This is a genomic window from Arthrobacter sulfonylureivorans (genome assembly GCF_022637435.1).
Classification (GTDB): Bacteria; Actinomycetota; Actinomycetes; order Actinomycetales; family Micrococcaceae; genus Crystallibacter; species Crystallibacter sulfonylureivorans.
The window spans coordinates 3,225,338-3,241,612 of the sequence record NZ_CP093326.1; the positions used below are offsets into that span (position 1 = coordinate 3,225,338).

A 16,275-nucleotide genomic window follows, 5' to 3' on the forward strand; every position below is an offset into this window, starting at 1 on the left:
CGTCGTATGCCCGGTCCCCCAATCACCATCCCGCACGCCTGTCCGCTGCCGTACCGTGGTGCATGCCCTCCCCGATCGACGACAGGACCACGCCCATGGGTTTGAGAAGCGCGCTGTTCGCGGCGCAGTATGAGGCTGCCACCCGCCACGGCGAGCCCGAGGCACTGACCTCCCGCCGTGCGGCGCTGCTGTCCGGCCTGGACGGCGTTGTGTACGACGTCGGTGCCGGCACCGGCGCGAATCTTCCGTACCTGCCGACGTCCTGCCGGGTGACGGCGGTGGAACCCGATCCGAACATGCGCAAGCGGCTGCAGGCCAGAGTCGATCCGGCCAACAATGTCCGGGTGGTGGATGCCAGCGCCGAAGCGCTGCCGGCCGACGATGCCAGCGTGGACGCCGTCGTCTTCACCCTGGTTCTCTGCAGCGTCCCCGAGCAGGCCGCCGCCCTCGCCGAAACCAAGCGCGTGCTCAAACCGGACGGACAGCTGCTGTTCCTGGAGCATGTCCGCGGTACCGGCGGCCACGCAAGGTTCCAAAACATGCTGCGGCCCGTGTGGTCCTTCGCGGCGCAGGGTTGCCAGCTCAACCGGAACACTGTGGCCGCCATCTCAGCGGCAGGGTTCACCGTGGCCGTGCAGGACGAGTTCGCGGTGGGGCCGGCTTGGCTTCCCGTGAACCCGATGGTGATGGGCACGGCAACGCCCGAAGGCTGAAGTGCCTCCGGGCGCCTGACAGATAGCTGGGCAGGAAGGGTCTATCCGAATCCGCCCAGTTTGTCCTTCAATCCGCCCAGCTTCTCCCCCAGTCCGCCGGGGAGTTTGCTGAGCAGGGCGTCCGCGTCGATCCCCAGGCTGGACAACAGGCCCGAGTCCTTCTCCGTGTCCACCTTCTCGGGCAATTCGGAATCGGCCTTGGCTGCCTGGTCCTGGTTGCCCTGCTGTTTAAGGATGTCGATGATCTGCTGCTTGTCGATCTGCACGGTGTTCTCCGATCCACGTTGATAGTCAGCGCACTGTCCACTTTCCTCACTCGGCCAAATTGTGGCAAGCCCCACGACGCCGCTGGCTCTCGGTGGCATACTGTTTGGACGCCACAGTGCCGTGGCGTTTCACCGGGGACAGGAGCCCAAGATATGGCTGGCCATTTCGAAGTAATTGATGCGCCCGACGGCGGATTCCGCGTGCGGATGCTGGACCCGGACGGAGCACTCATGGCCGAATCGGTGACCTTTCCGTCCATCCGGGCGGCTAAGGACGGCATCGAACTCGCCCGCGAAATCGCCGGCACCGGGCGCGTGATTGACCGGTCGAGCGCTGCCGAGCAGTCTGACTCTTAGCCGCCTACCTTTTCGGCTCGTACCGCAGCGCTACCGCCCCAGAGGCGAACTCCAGCCGGCCCACGAGCTTCAAGTCAGCAGGGTTCGATAACCCTGCGAACAACGTCGGCCCGTGGCCCGCGAGCCTGGGATGCACTACGAACTCGTACTCATCGATCAGTCCCAGCTCCGTCAGCGCCTGTGGGAGCTGCACGCCTCCTACGAATAGGCCCTTGCCCGGCTCCTGCTTGAGCCGCTGAACGGCCGTGGCCAGATCCTCGCGGATGAGTTCCGCGTTCCAATCGACCTGCTCCAAGGTACTCGACACGACGTACTTCTTCGCCGCGCTGATCGTCTGGGCGAAGGGCTCCATCCAAGCCGGCCTCGCTCCGGTCGGCGCCGGTGGCCGCCACGCTGCCTCCATCATCTCGTAGGTCACCCGGCCAAAAAGAAGGGCATCGGCCTGCTCGAGGTTCCCGACGTGGTGACGATGCAAGTCTTCGTCCGCGGGGATTTCACGATGATCGCAGCAGCCGTCCAAGGTGACGTTGATGGAGTACCGAAGCGGCCGCATCCCGCAAGAATACCGCCGAGCCGCCGGCAGCGGGCCCCTCGTCCGCAAGGGGTACTAGGCGCGGTCACCCTCCGGGCCGAAGATGAATTCCTCCGCGTGGGCCACGGCTTTCTTGAACGAGTCGTTGCGCAGTTCCAGCTGTTCGGGTCCGCCCTTCAAGCTCTCCGTGTACTCGGTGAACCCCGGGCGGCGCAGTACCCAGATCCCGCCCGCCGGCGGCAGGTAGAAGACGGCGAAGGACCGGTGCTCTGCGTCGTCTTCCCAGACGGGAACCACGGCCGCGGCCGCACCGGTGTCCACGTTGATCCACTGCGCCCGAGGCCGCGGCTGCCCTTCCTCGAAAACGCTGGGGTCAAGGAACGGAGCGGTTCCGGGTCCCCACCGCTCCTCGAACCGCTCATGGAACACCGGAAACAGATGATGGTCGTAGCGGCGCCAACTGGTGGCAGGCATTAGCCCTCCTTCAACGGTCAAAACAATCCATCGGTGGTAGTCCCATGCGGACGACGGCGGCCGCTCACCCAGTCGGACTGCGTCCGGCGGGAGGGGGTCATCGAACCCCAGGTACACCGGCCGGCCGGAGGGAACCGAAGGATGGGGGTGCGGACGCCGCTGCGCGCCGGGTTGAGTGCGGTCGGAGGCCCGGTGCTCCCCGGGCTCCGCGGCCCCGTGCTCGCCGGACTCCCCAGGCTCGTCGTTGCGCCGGGCCGCGACGCGCCGGACGCTGTTCCGGTCGTAGTCCGCGCGCCGCTCGGCGTCGCCCAGCACCATGTAGGCGTGCAGGATCGCCGCCGTCGCCCGTTGCTCCGCGTCCGTCTCCGGGCCGCGCGGAGCCGCTCCACCGCCGTCGGGATTGAGGTCCGGATGGTGGCTGCGGAGCAGGGCTCGGTAGGCGCGGCGGATATCCCCGCTGCTGGCGTCCGGAGCAACCTGCAGAACGGCATAGAGATCGGTCTCGTTCATGAGTTCCTCCCTGCCGACGACAGCGCCGCGATGAAAGCGGCGCGGGCCGGCGGCTCCGCCGTGAACGGACTGAGCCGCCGGCCCGGGCCATCACCGGTCAGGCGTCGATCATCTGTTGTTTGTCCCCGCTGCTGATTTCGATCTTGCGCGGCTTGGCCTGCTCCCGGATGGGAATCCGCAGGGCCAGCACGCCGGCCTCATAGTTGGCCGAGACATTCTCGGTGTCCAGCGTGTCGCCCAGGATCAGTTGTCGGCTAAAGGTTCCCGTCGGCCGTTCGGCGGCCACGACGTCCTTGTCTTCGATCTTGGACTTGCGCTCTGCAGCAATCGTGAGGACGTTCCGTTCCACGTCAAGGTCGATGGTGGACGGGTCGACGCCGGGCAGATCAAGCTCTACGACGAATTGATCGCCCTCGCGCCACGCGTCCATCGGCATGGCAACGGGCCGGGCCTGGTTTCCGAAGACCTGCTGGGTCAAGCGGTCAAGGTCACGGAACGGATCAGTTCGCATCAGCATGGCAGCAGCCTCCTTCAGGTTCTATCTTTAGTTCTTCGCTCAGCTAATCTATGTCCGCTAGCACAGATATTATGACTCCGGACTAGAATGTTTTTCAAGTCTGAAGCGGGAGGAATTTTGGCGGCAGAGAAGGCGGCTGAGAAGAAGCAGCCCAGGGCGGACCAGGGGGTGTACGGCATCTCCGTGGTCAGCGATCTGGTGGGCGTGAGCGAACAGACCTTGCGGCTCTATGAGCGGCGCGGGCTGGTGGAACCGGAGCGGACCGAAGGCGGCACCCGCCGGTACAGCCGGGACGATGTGGACCGGCTCCGCCGGATCGGCGAACTGGTGGGCGACGGCGTGAACCTGGCCGGCGTGGGCAAGGTGCTGGCGCTCGAAGAGGACAACGCCGCGCTGCAGCAGAAACTCGAGAGCGCCGAAAAGCGGGCCGCCGACCGCTGACGTGTTGAAGCCACCGCAACGTCGCGACTGTTGCCAGGTCTTTGGTGCAGGCCTATACTCACGCCCACAGCCCAGTCGGGAAAACCTCCGGAACCTTTGCCCATAGGGCGTTCGGCCTGTCCGGACGGGGGCCGCGTTCTGGAATAGCAGAACAGGAAAGCGCCATGACCAAGTACTTGTTCCAGGGAAAGTATGTGGGCGAGGGAATTAAAGGCCTGATGCAGGAGGGCGGTTCCAAGCGACGGGAGGCTGTGATCCGGGCCTTGGAATCGGTGGGGGGCTCACTGGAATGCATCTACTACGCCTTCGGCGAGACCGACGTCGTTGGTGTCTTTGAGATACCGGACCAGCCCAGTGCCGCCGCGCTGTCCCTGATGATCAATTCCAGCGGCGCGGTGGATTTGCGCCTGACACCGCTGATGACGCCCGAAGATCTGGACGCGGCGGCAGGCAAGACACCGTCCTACCGTGCCCCCGGACAGCAATAGGGCGTTTTCTTCCCCCACCGACTCTCTCAAGTCCGCCGAAGAGCGGGCCGCCGACCGGTGGCCCGTTCCAGCCACCGCTGCCCGGCGGACTGCACCGCCCAGTTCAGCTTCAGCGTGGCGAAGGCCCAGCCGAAGCGCCGGGCAAAGGCCCCGGCGTCGGAGAACATGCGGCCAGCCGCGCCAACCCTCAACTGCCGATCAAACCGGACGTTAGCCCACGGGGCCAGTTGGAAGCTCAGGTCCAGGTCGTCGTGGATCCCGGCCCGGTGCCGGTGGATGCCCGCTGCACAGCGCTGCCAGGCGGTGCGGCGGATGGCGAAGTTGGACCCCCAGACCGGAACGCCCGCCAACGCGGCGCCCGCGCCAAAGCGGTAGCCGGACGAATACGCGGCGGACGCCAGCCAGGCCACCGGTCGGGGCAGGTCGTAGAACCGGCCCGGGCCGGTCAGTGCATCCAGGCCGGGGTCTTCGCCGAACGCGGCGCTGATCCGGGCCAACCAGTCCTCCGGCGGACGGGTGTCGGCGTCGCAGCGCACGATCACCTCGCCGGCGGCGGCGTCGTAGCCCGCGGCGGCAGCGGCCGGGATGCCGCGCCGCGGTTCGGCGACCACGCGGGCGCCGGCAGCGAGGGCCACCTGGAGCGAGCTGTCCGAGCAGCCGTTGTCCACCACAATCACCTCGTCCGCGGGACGCGTCTGCCGTGCCAGCAATGCCAGGCACTCGGCGAGCGCGGCGGCGTCGTCCAGCACCGGAATCACCACGGACAGAGAAGGCCCGGCGGGTCTGGTCCCGTGAGCTTGCGGCACCGGGCTCACCGCCTGCCGACATGGCCACTGGCCAGAGCAGCGGCCACCGCGGCACCACGACGGCGGACGCCGTGGCTTTTCCCGTTGTGGCCTGGCCGGTAGGCATGGTCTGGCGGCGTGCGGCCGTGCGGCGTGTGGCCGTGCCTCGTGCGCCGGGAATGGACGGAGAGGGCGGCGCCGAGCACGGCCCCGACGAAGTTGGCGGCCAGATCGCCGATGGTGTCGTCATAGCCCACGCCGATCTCCGGGGTGATGTATGCGTGGCCCAGCCACTCCCCCAGTTCCCACACCACCCCCAGCGTCACCGTCGCGCAAACCAGCACCACCGCCGGCATCACGACGCCGGTCCAGCCGCCGCGCCCGCCGGACCCCGACAAAGAACCGGCCGCGCCACCCGATGCCGGAGTCCCACGCGCCAACAGCTCCGCCCGCAGCAGTTCCGCCACCAGCAGCGCCACCACCAGGCTGGCCAGCGCGTGCATCACGGCATCCAGCCAGGACACCTGATGGTAGAGGCCGACCGCGCTGAACCACCCGGCCGCCAGCAGCACCAACTGGCCCACGGCATCCACCGGCCGGTCCAGCAGATACCAGCGCAGCAGCCACTGCCCGCCGCAGACCAGCAACATGGCGGCGGCCGCCGGCCAGCCGGCCACCAGCCAGGAAGCAGCGACCAGCACCGCACCGAGCAGCCGGCCGGCGTCGGCCGCGTACCACCGGTCCTGCGCCGGACCGGGCCGCTTGCCCGGCGTGCTCACCGGATCCCCGCGTACCAGATCAGCAGCATGGTGACCAGGAAGCCCACCACGTAGTTCAGCCAGAGGAAGCGCTTCCAGCCAGCGTTCGCGGCGGCCGATCCGGCGTCGTCAATCCGGGCGAAGCGCAGCACGTTGAGTAGATAGGGCAGCACCAGCAGGGCCGCCAGCGGACCCGGCCAGTCGGTGGCCAGCATCAGCAGCCCCGCGGCGGCATAGCCGGCGGCGGACGCCAGCACGGTGCGGCGGGCGCCCAGCACTGTGCCGATCGATCCCAGCCCGGCCTCGCGGTCCGGGACCACGTCCTGCACGGCGCCGAACGCGTGGCTGGCCATGCCCCAGAGGAAGTAGGCGGCCAGCAGCGCCCACAGCTCCGGCGTGAACTGTGCCCCGGCCAGCACCAGGCCGAAAACCGCCGGCGAGACAAAGTGTGTGCTGGAGGTCAGCGAGTCCAGGAACGGCCGCTCCTTGAAGCGCAGCCCCGGCGCACTGTAGGCGTACACCGCGGCCAGCGAGACCAGCAGCACCAGGTTGGACGCCACGCTGCCGGCCAGGGCCAGCACCACCACGAACGGCACGGTGGCGACGGCGCAGGCCTTCAGGATGGCGCGGTGCCGTCCCCGGTCCACCACGGCCCCCTCGGCCCCGCCCTTGCGCGGGTTCAGCAGGTCGGATTCGTAGTCGAATACGTCGTTGATGCCGTACATGGCCAGGTTGTACGGGACCAGGAAGAAGATGGTGCCCACCACCAGCAGCCAGTCGATCCGGCCGGCGGCCAGCAGGTAGGCGGCGGCGAACGGGTAGGCGGTGTTGACCCAGGACACCGGCCGGGAGGTGATGACCAGTTCGCGGATCACCGGCTATCCCCTCCCCTGCCTGCGTTGTCGGAACGACGACGGCGGGGGCCGCCGGTGAGCAGCAGCCAGACCGCGGGCAACAGCAGGGCCGCCCCCAGCGGGTACGCGAAGTCCTCGACCGGTGCCAGCCCGATCCGCAGCCCGGCCAGCGCGTGGCCGCCGTAGTCGAACAGGCCTGAGGCAATCATCACGTTGTCGAACACCGCGGTCAGCACCCACAGCGCGGCGATGGTCAGGCCGGCGGCCGCGGCGGCTCCGCGGGGCACCCGCCGGGCCAGCAGCGAGGCTGCCACGGCGGCGAGCGCCAGGCCCAGGAAGATCCAGTTCAGCTCCACGAAGTTCATGCCGCGCCCCCTGCCCGCGGGCCGCCGTCGTGCTCCACCAGTTGCTCTCTGTCGGCACGGCGGGCTGTGCGGCGGTGCCTGCCCCAGGCCAGCAGGCCGGTGAACAGGATCATGGTCTGGTAGCAGAGGAAAGCCAGGAAGAAGGCTTCCTCCAGCGGCAGCTGCGGGCCCAGCATGATGCCGGTCATCAGCGGCGACTCCCGGTGCAGGAAGATTCCCAGCGAGATCGCCCACACGTCCCAGGCCAGGAAGTAGGCCAGCCCGGCGACCATCGTGATGGTTGCCGCCAGCGGGCGGGCGAAGAAGAACAGCTTGTAGCGGGCGTCCAGCAGGGCCATGCAGCCCAGCAGCGCCACCAGCACGGCGAGGTAGATCATGCGCTGCTCCCCGCGGCATCGGCGGCCAGCTCGGGCTCCGGCAGCGCTCCCGGCTTCTTGATACCCTGCACCGCCTTGAGCACCAGTTCGGCGCTGATCAGGCACATCGGCACGCCGATGCCCGGCCGCACCGAGCTGCCCGCATAGTGCAGCCCCTCCACCTTGCCGCTCCGGTTGCCCGGCCGCAGGAAGGCGCTTTGGCGCAGCGTGTGCGCGGCCCCCAGCGCGCTGCCGCGCCAGGCGTTGAACCCGTCCACAAAGTCACCGGGCCCGTAGGTGCGGCGGACCGCAATCCGGCCGCGCAGATCCGCGACGCCGGTCCAGGCAGCCAGCTGATCGATCGCCGCGTCAGCGACGGACTCCACGATGGGCGAGCCTTCGCCGTCGTCCCCGCCCGACCCCCACTCCGGCGCCGCCGGGGTGGGCACCAGGATGAACAGGTTCTCGTCCCCCGCCGGTGCCACGCCGTCGTCGGTAGCACTGGGCTTGCACACATAGATCGAGGTCTCGTCCGCCAGGGCGCGGCCGGCCTGGATCCGGCCGAAGTTGTCCTTCCAGTCCCGGGTGAACAGCAGGTTGTGGTGCGCCAGCTCCGGCAGCTTGCCGCGCACGCCCAGGCAGACCAGCACCGCACTGGGTCCCGGGTCGCGGCGCCGCCACGCCGGCTCCGGGTGGCTGCGCAGCTGCGCCGGCAGCAGCTCGGTCTCCACGTGGTGCAGGTCCGCGGCGGCGACGACGGTGCGCGCCGGCGTCCGCTGCTGGGTGCCGTCGGCGTCGGTCCACACCACCGCCTCGCAGCGGGCCGCCTCTCCCGACGGCCCGGTGATGATCCGGCGGACGGTGGCCCGGGTTTCGATCCGGACGCCGGCCTCGCGGGCCAGCCGCTCCATCGCATCGACCAGCGCGGCGAACCCGCCCATCGGGTAGTACACGCCGTCGTCCAGATCCAGGTGGCTCATCAGGTGGTACATCGCCGGCGCCCGGAACGGGCTGGTGCCCAGGAACACCGCCGGATAACCGAGCACCTGCTGCTGCCGCGGCTCGGCGAAGCGTTCGCGGACGTAGCGGTCCAGGCTCCAGCCCAGCAGCTTGGCCAGCCGCGGCGCCCGGCGCAGCACCTGCGGGTGGGCCAGGCCGCGGAAGCTGGCGAAGTCGTCGTACAGGAAGTGGTCCTTGGCCAACCGGTAGGTTTCCGCGGCCTCGTCCAGGTAACGCCGCAGCGGCGCACCGGAGCCCGACTGCAGCTGCTCGAACAGCCCGACGGCGTGCTCGCGGCCGGAGCGGACCTCCGCGGCCTCGGCGTGCCCTTCGAACCAGGTCCGGTAGGCCGGGTCCAGCCTCACCAGGTCCAGCTGCTCGGCCGCGCTGGTGCCCATCAGCCGGAACCAGTGGTCGATCACTTCCGGCATCAGGTACCAGGACGGGCCGGTGTCGAAGCGGAAACCGTCGCGCTCGTACCGGCCGGAGCGGCCGCCCAGGCCGGAGCGCTGCTCCAGCAGGGTCACCCGGTGCCCGGCCTTGGCCAGCAGCCCGGCCGTCGCCAGCCCGGAGATGCCGCCGCCGATCACCACCACGGGCTTTTCGGCGGAGCCGCGGGGCGGAGCGGCCGGCCCCATCTTCACCCGGCGCGCGGCCAGCCGATGTTTGAACGAGGTCAGGCTCATCAGGCGGCCCTCCTTCCACGCAGCCGCTGCCGGGACAGAACCCGCAACGCGATCGCCGCTTTCTGCGGCGTACCCACCCGCACCCGGCGAGACAGCAGCTCCTCCGCGGGAACGCGCTCCAGCCGGTCCACCAGCGCGCTGAACAGGGCATGGGCCAATTCCACGGCGCTGCAGGCGCCGGGCGGGAGCAGCGGAATGCCCTGCCGGGCCGCTGCCAGATCGTCGCGGATCTCGGCCACCAGCTTCAGTTTCAGTGCCTCGTCGAAGCTGCCGGCATCCGCCCGCGGGAAGTAGCTGCGGCCCAGCTCCACGTTGTCCGCCGCGAGGTCGCGCAGGAAGTTCACCTTCTGGAACGCCGCCCCCAGCCGGCGGGCAGCGGCGGCGAGCTCCTCGTCATGGCCGGGAACCGACCCGGGCATCGCCTGGAACACCCGCAGGCACATCAGGCCCACCACCTCGGCGGAGCCGTAGATGTACTCCTCCAGCGAATCATCGGTATGTTCGGCCACCGTGATGTCGGCGCGCATGGCGGCGAAGAACGGGCGGGTCAGGTCCGTGCCGATGCCGCTTCTGCGGGCGGTTCCCGCGAACGCGTGCACCACCATGTTGGTGCTGTAGCCGGACAGCATCGCGGTTTCAGTTTCCCGCTCCAGCCGGTCCAGTTGGTCCCGCACGGCCGCGGCGTCCAGGCCAGCCGCGGCGGCAGCGCCGTCCACCGCCTCGTCGGCCACGCGCACCAACGCGTAAATGTTGGCGATATCCCGGCGCCCCTCCGGGCCCAGCAGCCTGCAGGCCAGGCCAAAGGACGTGGAATATGCGGAAAGCACGACGCCGGCGCTGCGGCCGGCGGCGTCGGTATAGCGCAGCAGCGGGTTCAGTTCCATGGCCCTAGTTCCCCCTGGTCAGCACGTGCATGCAGACAGCTTCGAGTTCGGCCCGGGCTGCGGAATGCAGCGGCAGTCTCCGGGATTCCCGCAGCCCTTCATCCAGCAGGCTGCGGGCGAGGTCCTGCGCCCTGGCATCGGCGCCGCAATCCTTGAGCGCAGACCGCACCTCGTCCGCTTCCACTTCTCCCCTGCGGAAAGCGGCCAGCAGGTCATCGAACCCGTCGGCCTCTGCGGCAAAGGCGGTCAGCACGGTGCGCTTGCCTTCGCGCAGATCGGACTCCGCCGACTTGCCAGTGGTGCCCGGTTCGCCGAAAGTGCCGAGCACGTCGTCCACAATTTGATAGGCGACGCCGATGCGTCGGCCGATCGCAGCCAGCGCGTCGGCCTGGTCCAGCCCGGCGCCGGCCAGCAGCGCTCCCGCCTTCAGCGGGGCCTCGAAGGAGTAGCCGGCGGTCTTCATGCTCTCCATCTCCAGCACGTCCTGCAGATCAGGCCGGTCTGTGGAGGCGGAGAACAGCACATCTTCCAGCTCGCCGGCGGCGGACGCGAACACGGCGTCGTGCACGGTAGCGGTCAATTCATCGGCCTGCGGCAGGCCCGCGGCGGCCCGGCTGGCCAGCCGCAGCGCCCCCGCGAGCAGCAGATCGCCGGCGATGATCGACGCCGAATGGCCCAAGTGCTCGGCGTCCGGTGTGGACAATCCTTGATCGGAGGCGTGGTCCCGGTAGTGGGCGCCGATGGTGGGCTGCCCGCGGCGGACGAAATCGCGGTCAATCGCGTCGTCGTGCACCACCAAGGCGGTGTGCAGCAGCTCGAACGCGGCGGCCATCGTCGCGCAGCGGCCGGGATCCCCGCCGTCGAACGCGGTGTAGGCCAGATGCACCATTCTCGGGCGCAGCCGCTTTCCGCCGATCAGGGCCGACCCGATGTGGTCCCACATCAGCGGGAAGGACCGCGAGATCCTGCCCGCCTGAGCACGGTTCTTGTCCACGAAGTCCCGCAGTTCCGCTTCGACCAGTGAATTGAACCGTGTCCAACTTCCATTGTTTGACGACGGCGGGGCAGGCTGCCACGTGGTGGTGTTGACGGTCATGCCTAACCCTTCCCGGTCAGTTGAGGGACGACGGGTTGTTCCCCCGCCAGCTCTACAATGTGTTGCTCCATCGCCTGGATGACTCCGCCCAAATAGGCGACCACAGCTTCCTGCTGGTCGGGTTGCATGTCGCGGACCAGTTGGTCCGTCTGCTGGATCATCGGCATCAGCTTGGACATCGTCAGGTCGGCCGCATGGGTTGTCGGCTCCACCATCGTGCTGCGGCGATCCAACGGATGCGGCACCCGGCGTGCGTGGTCGGCGCGCACCAAGCGGTCCACCACCGTGGTGACCGCAGCCGTGGTGATGTGCAGGGCATCCGCCAGTTGGGACGGCGTCATCGGCCCCTTCGCCATCAGATGCTGCATCGCTTGGAAGTCCGTCTCGTTCGTCCCCATCACGCGACGCATCTGGTACTCCACCATGTCGTTGAGCACCAGTACCTTCCGCATCAACACTGACGCGGCATGCATCTCCGGCCTTCTCGGCCCCTCACCCTGGCTCAAATCCCAACCCATCTGATCATCAGAAAGTTTAGCTACATAATGGTCTAACGAAGTTGGTTTGTCGAGTGCTTGTGGGTCAGCGGTCCGAAGTGCTCATGGTGCGAGGATCCTGAACGGCCGCGTCCAGGGAACAGGGTCGGGACTGTCCACGCACTCCGGACTCTTTCCATTTGGGCAACAGAAGGTGCGAACTTTGACGCACGGCATGCACGGCGAGACTTCTTTGCACTCAACGTTTGTGGGGTCGCAGTTTGAAGACTTGGGGCTGCCGCAGATTGACTCTGCAACGGCGCGGAGTTGATCCTCCGGGGCCGGGTGCTCGTTGTCACACCATGGCGCGATTAACTAGGAATCCCAGACGGACGCGTTAGGGGCTCTTCAGCTTGAACGGAGCACCAAGGGTCGCGTCGGAACACGCGCACCACCGCCAACAGTCTGGCTCATCGTGCAACCGCGCTTCCTGCCGCGTAAACATCCGCCGGCATCGGTCGGTGCAGCTTCCATGTAATTCCAATCGGCTTCTCTCCCGAGTGCTGCACGTAGTCGAGTTGACCCAGACACGTGTATGGCATGGTCATCCCCAATTCATCATTCGAGCGTTCGCGGGTGAACAGAACGATCTGCGAACCGTGATCCTTACGATTCAAATACCGTCGGCCTACGTGGCTGGTGGTGGATGTGTTGTTCTGGGTTTCCCAGTGGAACAGGTCCTCGCTCAACGCATAGTCCCGGTACATGGTGCTGGTCGAGTGCTTTCTTTCATCCTTATTTAGGGTGACGAAGAAGGCGTCCGTTGCAGTTTCCGCGCTCCAGGCCACACCCTCGCGGTGCTCCGCATTCCGACCCCCGATCTTGGCAATTCCCAGCGCCGCCAGCACTTCCTCACGTCGATAGGTGGCATGCGAGTACATGGGAATGTACTGGAGTCCGAGTCCGAGGCCCTTGGGCATGTGGCGGGCTTTCTGGACACCGAGCATCATCAATTGGCTGATCTCAGAACACGCGTGAGGATAGGAGCGCAACTGTTCGAAGCCGTCGTCGTACTTTTCAAATCCGCCGCCGTCCGGCCAGAGAGTGAAAAACAACATGCGAGCCAGCACCTTCTCCCGCTCCCCCAGGCCCTCGTAGGGCGGCGCATCCGCGGACACCAGCGACGTGTAGGTCCCGGCCCGTTCCGGGTCATCCACGTGCAGCAGGGCGGTCATCTTCTTCAGCACCAGATGCTCCTCAAAGACGGACCGGCCCTCGCGCTGGAGGACGGGCGGCCTACCGCTGTCGATTAGACCGGCGTCGCGGATCAGCGAGGTCCAGGAGTCTCCGGTTTTCCGATAGACCTCGCGAAGGTCCCGGCCGGATTCGCGCAGGTAATCCTCTAGCCGAACCTCGGCATGCGAGCGGACGTCAGCAATGAGCTGCTTACGGTTGAACCGCAGCTGGGACTTGATGTTCTCCAACACAGTCTGTTGCGCAACACGGTCCAGAATGATCTGACAGCCCGAGGGCAGCAGAGGGAACTCGTCCTCAATCTGTTTGACCAGGCCAGCCCTGCTGGTTCCCGTGAGGGCCCGGAACTTGGGGTCGAAACGGAACTCACGGCGCTGTTGCCCGATGAAGTCGAGGACTGAGAGGACTGCCTTGTCCTCGGAACGCCGCAGTCCGCGGCCTAGTTGCTGGAGGAAGATGGTGGAGCTCTGCGTCGGGCGCAGCAGGAGGACGGTATCGATTTCAGGAACGTCCAAACCTTCGTTGAAGAGGTCTACGGCGAAAACGCAGTTGATCTCCTTGCTGCGGAGTTTGGTTACCGCCGTGGCACGCTCATCGCTGTCAGTGGCACCTGAAACGGCCACGGAGGTTATGCCGGCCTGGTTGAAGACCCTCGCCATGTAGTGCGCATGTTGAACCGAAACGCAGAAGCCGATGGCCCGCATTTCCCGTGTGCTGAGCACCTTGTCGCGCAGTTCCTTGATCACCTTGGCTGCACGGGCGTCGTTGCCCGTGTACAAGACGCTCAACGCCTCGGCGTCGTAGTTGCCGCGCTTCCATTCCACTTGGCTCAGGTCGACATCGTCGGCCAGCCCAAAGTAGTGAAACGGCACGAGAAGGTCCGCGTCCAGTGCGTCCCAGAGCCGCAATTCGCTGGCGATCCGGCCGTCGAAAAACTCGTCGGCCACGTTGACACCGTCGCCTCGCTCCGGCGTCGCAGTTAGGCCAAGCAGTTCCAGCGGGCGAAGGTGGTCGATGATGCTCCGGTAAGTTGGTGCTTCCGCGTGGTGGAACTCGTCAATGACCACGACGTCGAAATGGCCGGCTTCGAATTGATCCATCCCCTTGGCGGCAAGAGACTGGACGCTGGCGAACACATGTTTCCATCGGGTTGGCTTATGGTCGCCCACGTAGAGTTCACCAAACGAGCCGCTCTGCATGACAGCGCGGTACGTGCGCAGAGACTGCTCCAGGATCTCTTTGCGGTGGGCTACGAACAGCAGTGTCAGCGGACGGTCGGCCTCATCGCAGAGCCGTTTGTAGTCCAATGCCGCAACGACGGTCTTGCCAGTACCCGTGGCGGCAACGACTAGGTTTCGATGGTGACCGAGGAGCCCGCGGGACGTTTCAAGCTCCTCCAACATCTCGACCTGGTGCAGATGCGGCTGGACTTCCAATCCCGTGGCGCCCATCGGCTGCATGGCCGTGGTGCCGCCGTTCCGCAGCAGGGCAGCGTCGAGCCTTTCGGCATCAGTGTCCGGGTCATAGGGGACAAAGGCACGCTGTTCCCAATAGCTGTCGAACGTGACCTCGAACTTCTGCAGCAAAGCCGGAGTTGTCACCGATGACAGGCGGACGTTCCATTCCAGCCCATCCAACAGGGCTGGCCTGCTGAGATTGGAGCTACCCACGTAGCCCGTGTCGAACCCGGAGTTGCGGCGGAAAAGCCAAGCCTTGGCGTGGAGTCGAGTGGCCTGTGTCTCGTAACTGATCCGCACCTCGGCCCCGTATCGGCGCACAAGTTCATCGACTGCACGGCGTTCCGTTGCGCCCATGTAGGTTGTGGTGATGACGCGGATGCGAGCGCCGCGTTCTGCCAGCTCATCGAGTGCAGTCTCCAGCAGGCGCAGACCACTCCACTTAATGAAGGCGCTAAGGAGATCAACGCTATTGGCAGATGCCATTTCCGCGCGCAGCTCAGCAGCCAGGTTCGGATCATCCTTGCCGTTGGTGAGAAGGGCAGAATCTGACAGTGGGGTAACCGGACGACGGAGGTTACGACGCCTCAGTTTCTCCGGTGCATGAAGCGAGAGGAGCTGCTGAGGGCCATCTTTGATCCAGTCTTCTGCCTGGATGCCTTCTAGCAGCTTGTTGGCGAGTGCCAGCCTGTCCTCCGGCTTCGCCGCTGATATGGCATTCTTGGCAGCCTCGGCAATATGTCTTGAAAGGATCTCTGTGGCGTCGGCTGCGTCGATCTGCTCGAAGTTCGCCTGATAGTCCGGCAAATGTTCCAGGCGGCGCGCCAGAGATTCTGTGTGCAGAGCCTCGTACAGACCCTCGTGCAGGGTTTCTGCTGCTTCTCCCCCAATAAATGCATTCACCAGGCCAGGCTAATTGAACACAGGGACATTATGGCGACGGACTCGCGATGATCGCTTTCACCCCTGTTTTCGTCAGGCCCGGCTGGCAGTCTGGGCGTCAAGTCGATCCGGTCTCTCTCCTCTTCGAGTCTGCGACTGTTTGGGTTCCGGTTCCGTCCGATTGGGGTTTCCGGAACACCGACCATTGTCGACCCCGTTGCTGCCGCCGCCGTCGCCGATCCTACGCCATCACGTCAGTCGAACAGACCTAACGGATTTGCCAGAACAGTTACAGGTCCTTAGACGGAGTGGTCCTGGCCAGAGAACTCCAGCCAGGACCACTCCCTTGCCGCTATCTGCCCAGATGCCAGCTGTAGCTGGCTTCGTCCCAGTTGACTGTCGCCGAGAACACGTAGCCCGACTCCGAACCGTCGTCGCGCACCTCGTTGACGGCAATGCACTCAAACGTGCCAGTGATTGCGGTCAGATCATCGACAGATCCGCCGCCCAACGGGGTACACTCGGTTCGCTTTATGGGGCCAGTTAACGACCCGTCCTTGGCTCGGCCCTTAGCATCCTTTTGAACCGATTTTTCCAGCGCTGTGACGATCGTTTCCCGGATGAGGCGTGCGGCGGCGTCCTCAGCTTCCTGCTCTGCTAGCGCTTCTGCCGCTTCTTCCTCGGCGCGTTTCGTAGCCTCGGCGGCGGCGGCCTCCTCAGCTGCTTGCGCCGCCGCTGCAGCCTGCTCTTCCTTGACCTGGTTGGAATGCTGAACCCCGAAGGCAATGCCAGTTCCCGTGCCACCGAGGACAATCACGGCTGCCGTGATCAAGGCGAGCTTCTTAGTTACTTTCACTCCCGTTCGCCGTGCGGTGTAGGTGGCGCCGCACTGCGGGCAGAAGTTTCCATTAGTTTGACTTTGCACGCTGCATTTGCGACATACTTTGACTGGGGTTTCAGCAACAGAATCGGGAGTTCCGGAAGTATATGGGGTAGATTCCGGCAATAGGGCGTGCTCGTCCTTGGTTTCGTCTAACGGGTCTGCTTCAGAGTCGTGGTTCGACATCATATTTCTCCTTGGATTGCATGGCCTTGCGGGCACGGGAATCCAGAAACTGGCCTCGG

19 protein-coding genes and 1 pseudogene are annotated in these 16,275 nt (G+C 66.2%); 4 read left to right on the forward strand and 16 right to left on the reverse strand.

Annotation, left to right across the window (positions count from 1 at the left end; genetic code table 11):
* Window positions 1–95: 95 nt before the first annotated feature.
* Complete coding sequence (locus tag MNQ99_RS14840) at window positions 96–713, forward strand: class I SAM-dependent methyltransferase (protein ID WP_241913474.1); 618 nt, start codon at window positions 96–98, stop codon at window positions 711–713.
* 41 nt (window positions 714–754) lie between these two features.
* On the opposite strand, the gene MNQ99_RS14845 is transcribed toward MNQ99_RS14840, so the two are convergent.
* A complete protein-coding gene (locus tag MNQ99_RS14845; protein ID WP_241913475.1) occupies window positions 755–979 on the reverse strand; it encodes a hypothetical protein in 225 nt (74 codons plus the stop codon).
* A 153-nt stretch (window positions 980–1,132) separates the two neighbouring features.
* On the opposite strand from MNQ99_RS14845, the gene MNQ99_RS14850 reads away from it, so the two are divergent.
* Entirely contained in the window at window positions 1,133–1,336 is a 204-nt protein-coding gene (locus tag MNQ99_RS14850) for a YegP family protein (RefSeq protein WP_338423098.1), read from the forward strand.
* 4 nt (window positions 1,337–1,340) lie between these two features.
* Here MNQ99_RS14850 and MNQ99_RS14855 read toward each other — a convergent pair whose 3' ends face one another.
* The 4 genes and pseudogenes from MNQ99_RS14855 to MNQ99_RS14870 all read right to left on the reverse strand — a co-directional run bounded on the left by MNQ99_RS14855 (window position 1,341) and on the right by MNQ99_RS14870 (window position 3,369).
* A complete protein-coding gene (locus MNQ99_RS14855) occupies window positions 1,341–1,889 on the reverse strand; it encodes a dihydrofolate reductase family protein (protein WP_241913476.1) in 549 nt (182 codons plus the stop codon).
* Window positions 1,890–1,943: 54 nt separating this feature from the next.
* Window positions 1,944–2,342, reverse strand: coding sequence for a hypothetical protein (locus tag MNQ99_RS14860; protein ID WP_241915389.1), 399 nt, complete (start codon window positions 2,340–2,342; stop codon window positions 1,944–1,946).
* A gap of 339 nt (window positions 2,343–2,681) precedes the next feature.
* Window positions 2,682–2,852: pseudogene (locus MNQ99_RS14865) on the reverse strand (J domain-containing protein); the annotation flags it as partial.
* A 97-nt stretch (window positions 2,853–2,949) separates the two neighbouring features.
* Window positions 2,950–3,369, reverse strand: coding sequence for an Hsp20/alpha crystallin family protein (locus tag MNQ99_RS14870; protein WP_241913477.1), 420 nt, complete (start codon window positions 3,367–3,369; stop codon window positions 2,950–2,952).
* A 117-nt stretch (window positions 3,370–3,486) separates the two neighbouring features.
* Here MNQ99_RS14870 and MNQ99_RS14875 point away from each other — a divergent pair, with 117 nt between their 5' ends.
* Together MNQ99_RS14875 and MNQ99_RS14880 are read left to right on the forward strand one after the other, a co-directional pair.
* Window positions 3,487–3,810: a MerR family transcriptional regulator gene (locus MNQ99_RS14875; protein WP_241913478.1), complete on the forward strand. Its 324-nt coding sequence runs from the start codon at window positions 3,487–3,489 to the stop codon at window positions 3,808–3,810.
* A 164-nt stretch (window positions 3,811–3,974) separates the two neighbouring features.
* Window positions 3,975–4,298, forward strand: a complete 324-nt coding sequence (locus MNQ99_RS14880) for a GYD domain-containing protein (protein ID WP_127513475.1) — start codon at window positions 3,975–3,977, stop codon at window positions 4,296–4,298.
* Window positions 4,299–4,324: 26 nt separating this feature from the next.
* Here MNQ99_RS14880 and MNQ99_RS14885 read toward each other — a convergent pair whose 3' ends face one another.
* From MNQ99_RS14885 to MNQ99_RS14935, 11 genes are all read right to left on the reverse strand, one after another.
* Entirely contained in the window at window positions 4,325–5,059 is a 735-nt protein-coding gene (locus MNQ99_RS14885) for a glycosyltransferase (protein WP_277883556.1), read from the reverse strand.
* A gap of 50 nt (window positions 5,060–5,109) precedes the next feature.
* Window positions 5,110–5,862, reverse strand: coding sequence for a DUF2238 domain-containing protein (locus MNQ99_RS14890; RefSeq protein ID WP_241913480.1), 753 nt, complete (start codon window positions 5,860–5,862; stop codon window positions 5,110–5,112).
* On the reverse strand, window positions 5,859–6,716 hold the full coding sequence (locus tag MNQ99_RS14895; protein ID WP_241913481.1) for a prenyltransferase: 858 nt from the start codon (window positions 6,714–6,716) through the stop codon (window positions 5,859–5,861). The genes MNQ99_RS14890 and MNQ99_RS14895 overlap by 4 nt, the downstream gene beginning before the upstream one ends.
* Window positions 6,713–7,060, reverse strand: coding sequence for a lycopene cyclase domain-containing protein (locus MNQ99_RS14900; protein ID WP_241913482.1), 348 nt, complete (start codon window positions 7,058–7,060; stop codon window positions 6,713–6,715). Before MNQ99_RS14900 ends, MNQ99_RS14895 begins: the two co-directional genes overlap by 4 nt.
* On the reverse strand, window positions 7,057–7,437 hold the full coding sequence (locus tag MNQ99_RS14905; RefSeq protein ID WP_277883558.1) for a lycopene cyclase domain-containing protein: 381 nt from the start codon (window positions 7,435–7,437) through the stop codon (window positions 7,057–7,059). The genes MNQ99_RS14900 and MNQ99_RS14905 overlap by 4 nt, the downstream gene beginning before the upstream one ends.
* The gene (gene crtI / locus MNQ99_RS14910) at window positions 7,434–9,101 is read right to left on the reverse strand and encodes a phytoene desaturase family protein (RefSeq protein WP_422387466.1); all 1,668 of its coding nucleotides are present in this window, start codon (window positions 9,099–9,101) and stop codon (window positions 7,434–7,436) included. The genes MNQ99_RS14905 and crtI overlap by 4 nt, the downstream gene beginning before the upstream one ends.
* On the reverse strand, window positions 9,101–9,985 hold the full coding sequence (locus tag MNQ99_RS14915) for a phytoene/squalene synthase family protein (protein WP_241913483.1): 885 nt from the start codon (window positions 9,983–9,985) through the stop codon (window positions 9,101–9,103). The genes crtI and MNQ99_RS14915 overlap by 1 nt, the downstream gene beginning before the upstream one ends.
* A 4-nt stretch (window positions 9,986–9,989) precedes the next feature.
* The gene (locus tag MNQ99_RS14920; protein ID WP_241913484.1) at window positions 9,990–11,081 is read right to left on the reverse strand and encodes a polyprenyl synthetase family protein; all 1,092 of its coding nucleotides are present in this window, start codon (window positions 11,079–11,081) and stop codon (window positions 9,990–9,992) included.
* Window positions 11,082–11,083: 2 nt separating this feature from the next.
* Complete coding sequence (locus MNQ99_RS14925) at window positions 11,084–11,554, reverse strand: MarR family winged helix-turn-helix transcriptional regulator (protein WP_241913485.1); 471 nt, start codon at window positions 11,552–11,554, stop codon at window positions 11,084–11,086.
* Window positions 11,555–12,027: 473 nt separating this feature from the next.
* Window positions 12,028–15,135 (reverse strand): DEAD/DEAH box helicase, encoded by a 3,108-nt coding sequence (locus MNQ99_RS14930; RefSeq protein WP_277883635.1) that lies wholly within the window; start codon window positions 15,133–15,135, stop codon window positions 12,028–12,030.
* Between the two features lie 367 nt (window positions 15,136–15,502).
* Window positions 15,503–16,219, reverse strand: coding sequence for a hypothetical protein (locus MNQ99_RS14935; protein ID WP_241913487.1), 717 nt, complete (start codon window positions 16,217–16,219; stop codon window positions 15,503–15,505).
* Window positions 16,220–16,275 lie beyond the last annotated feature (56 nt).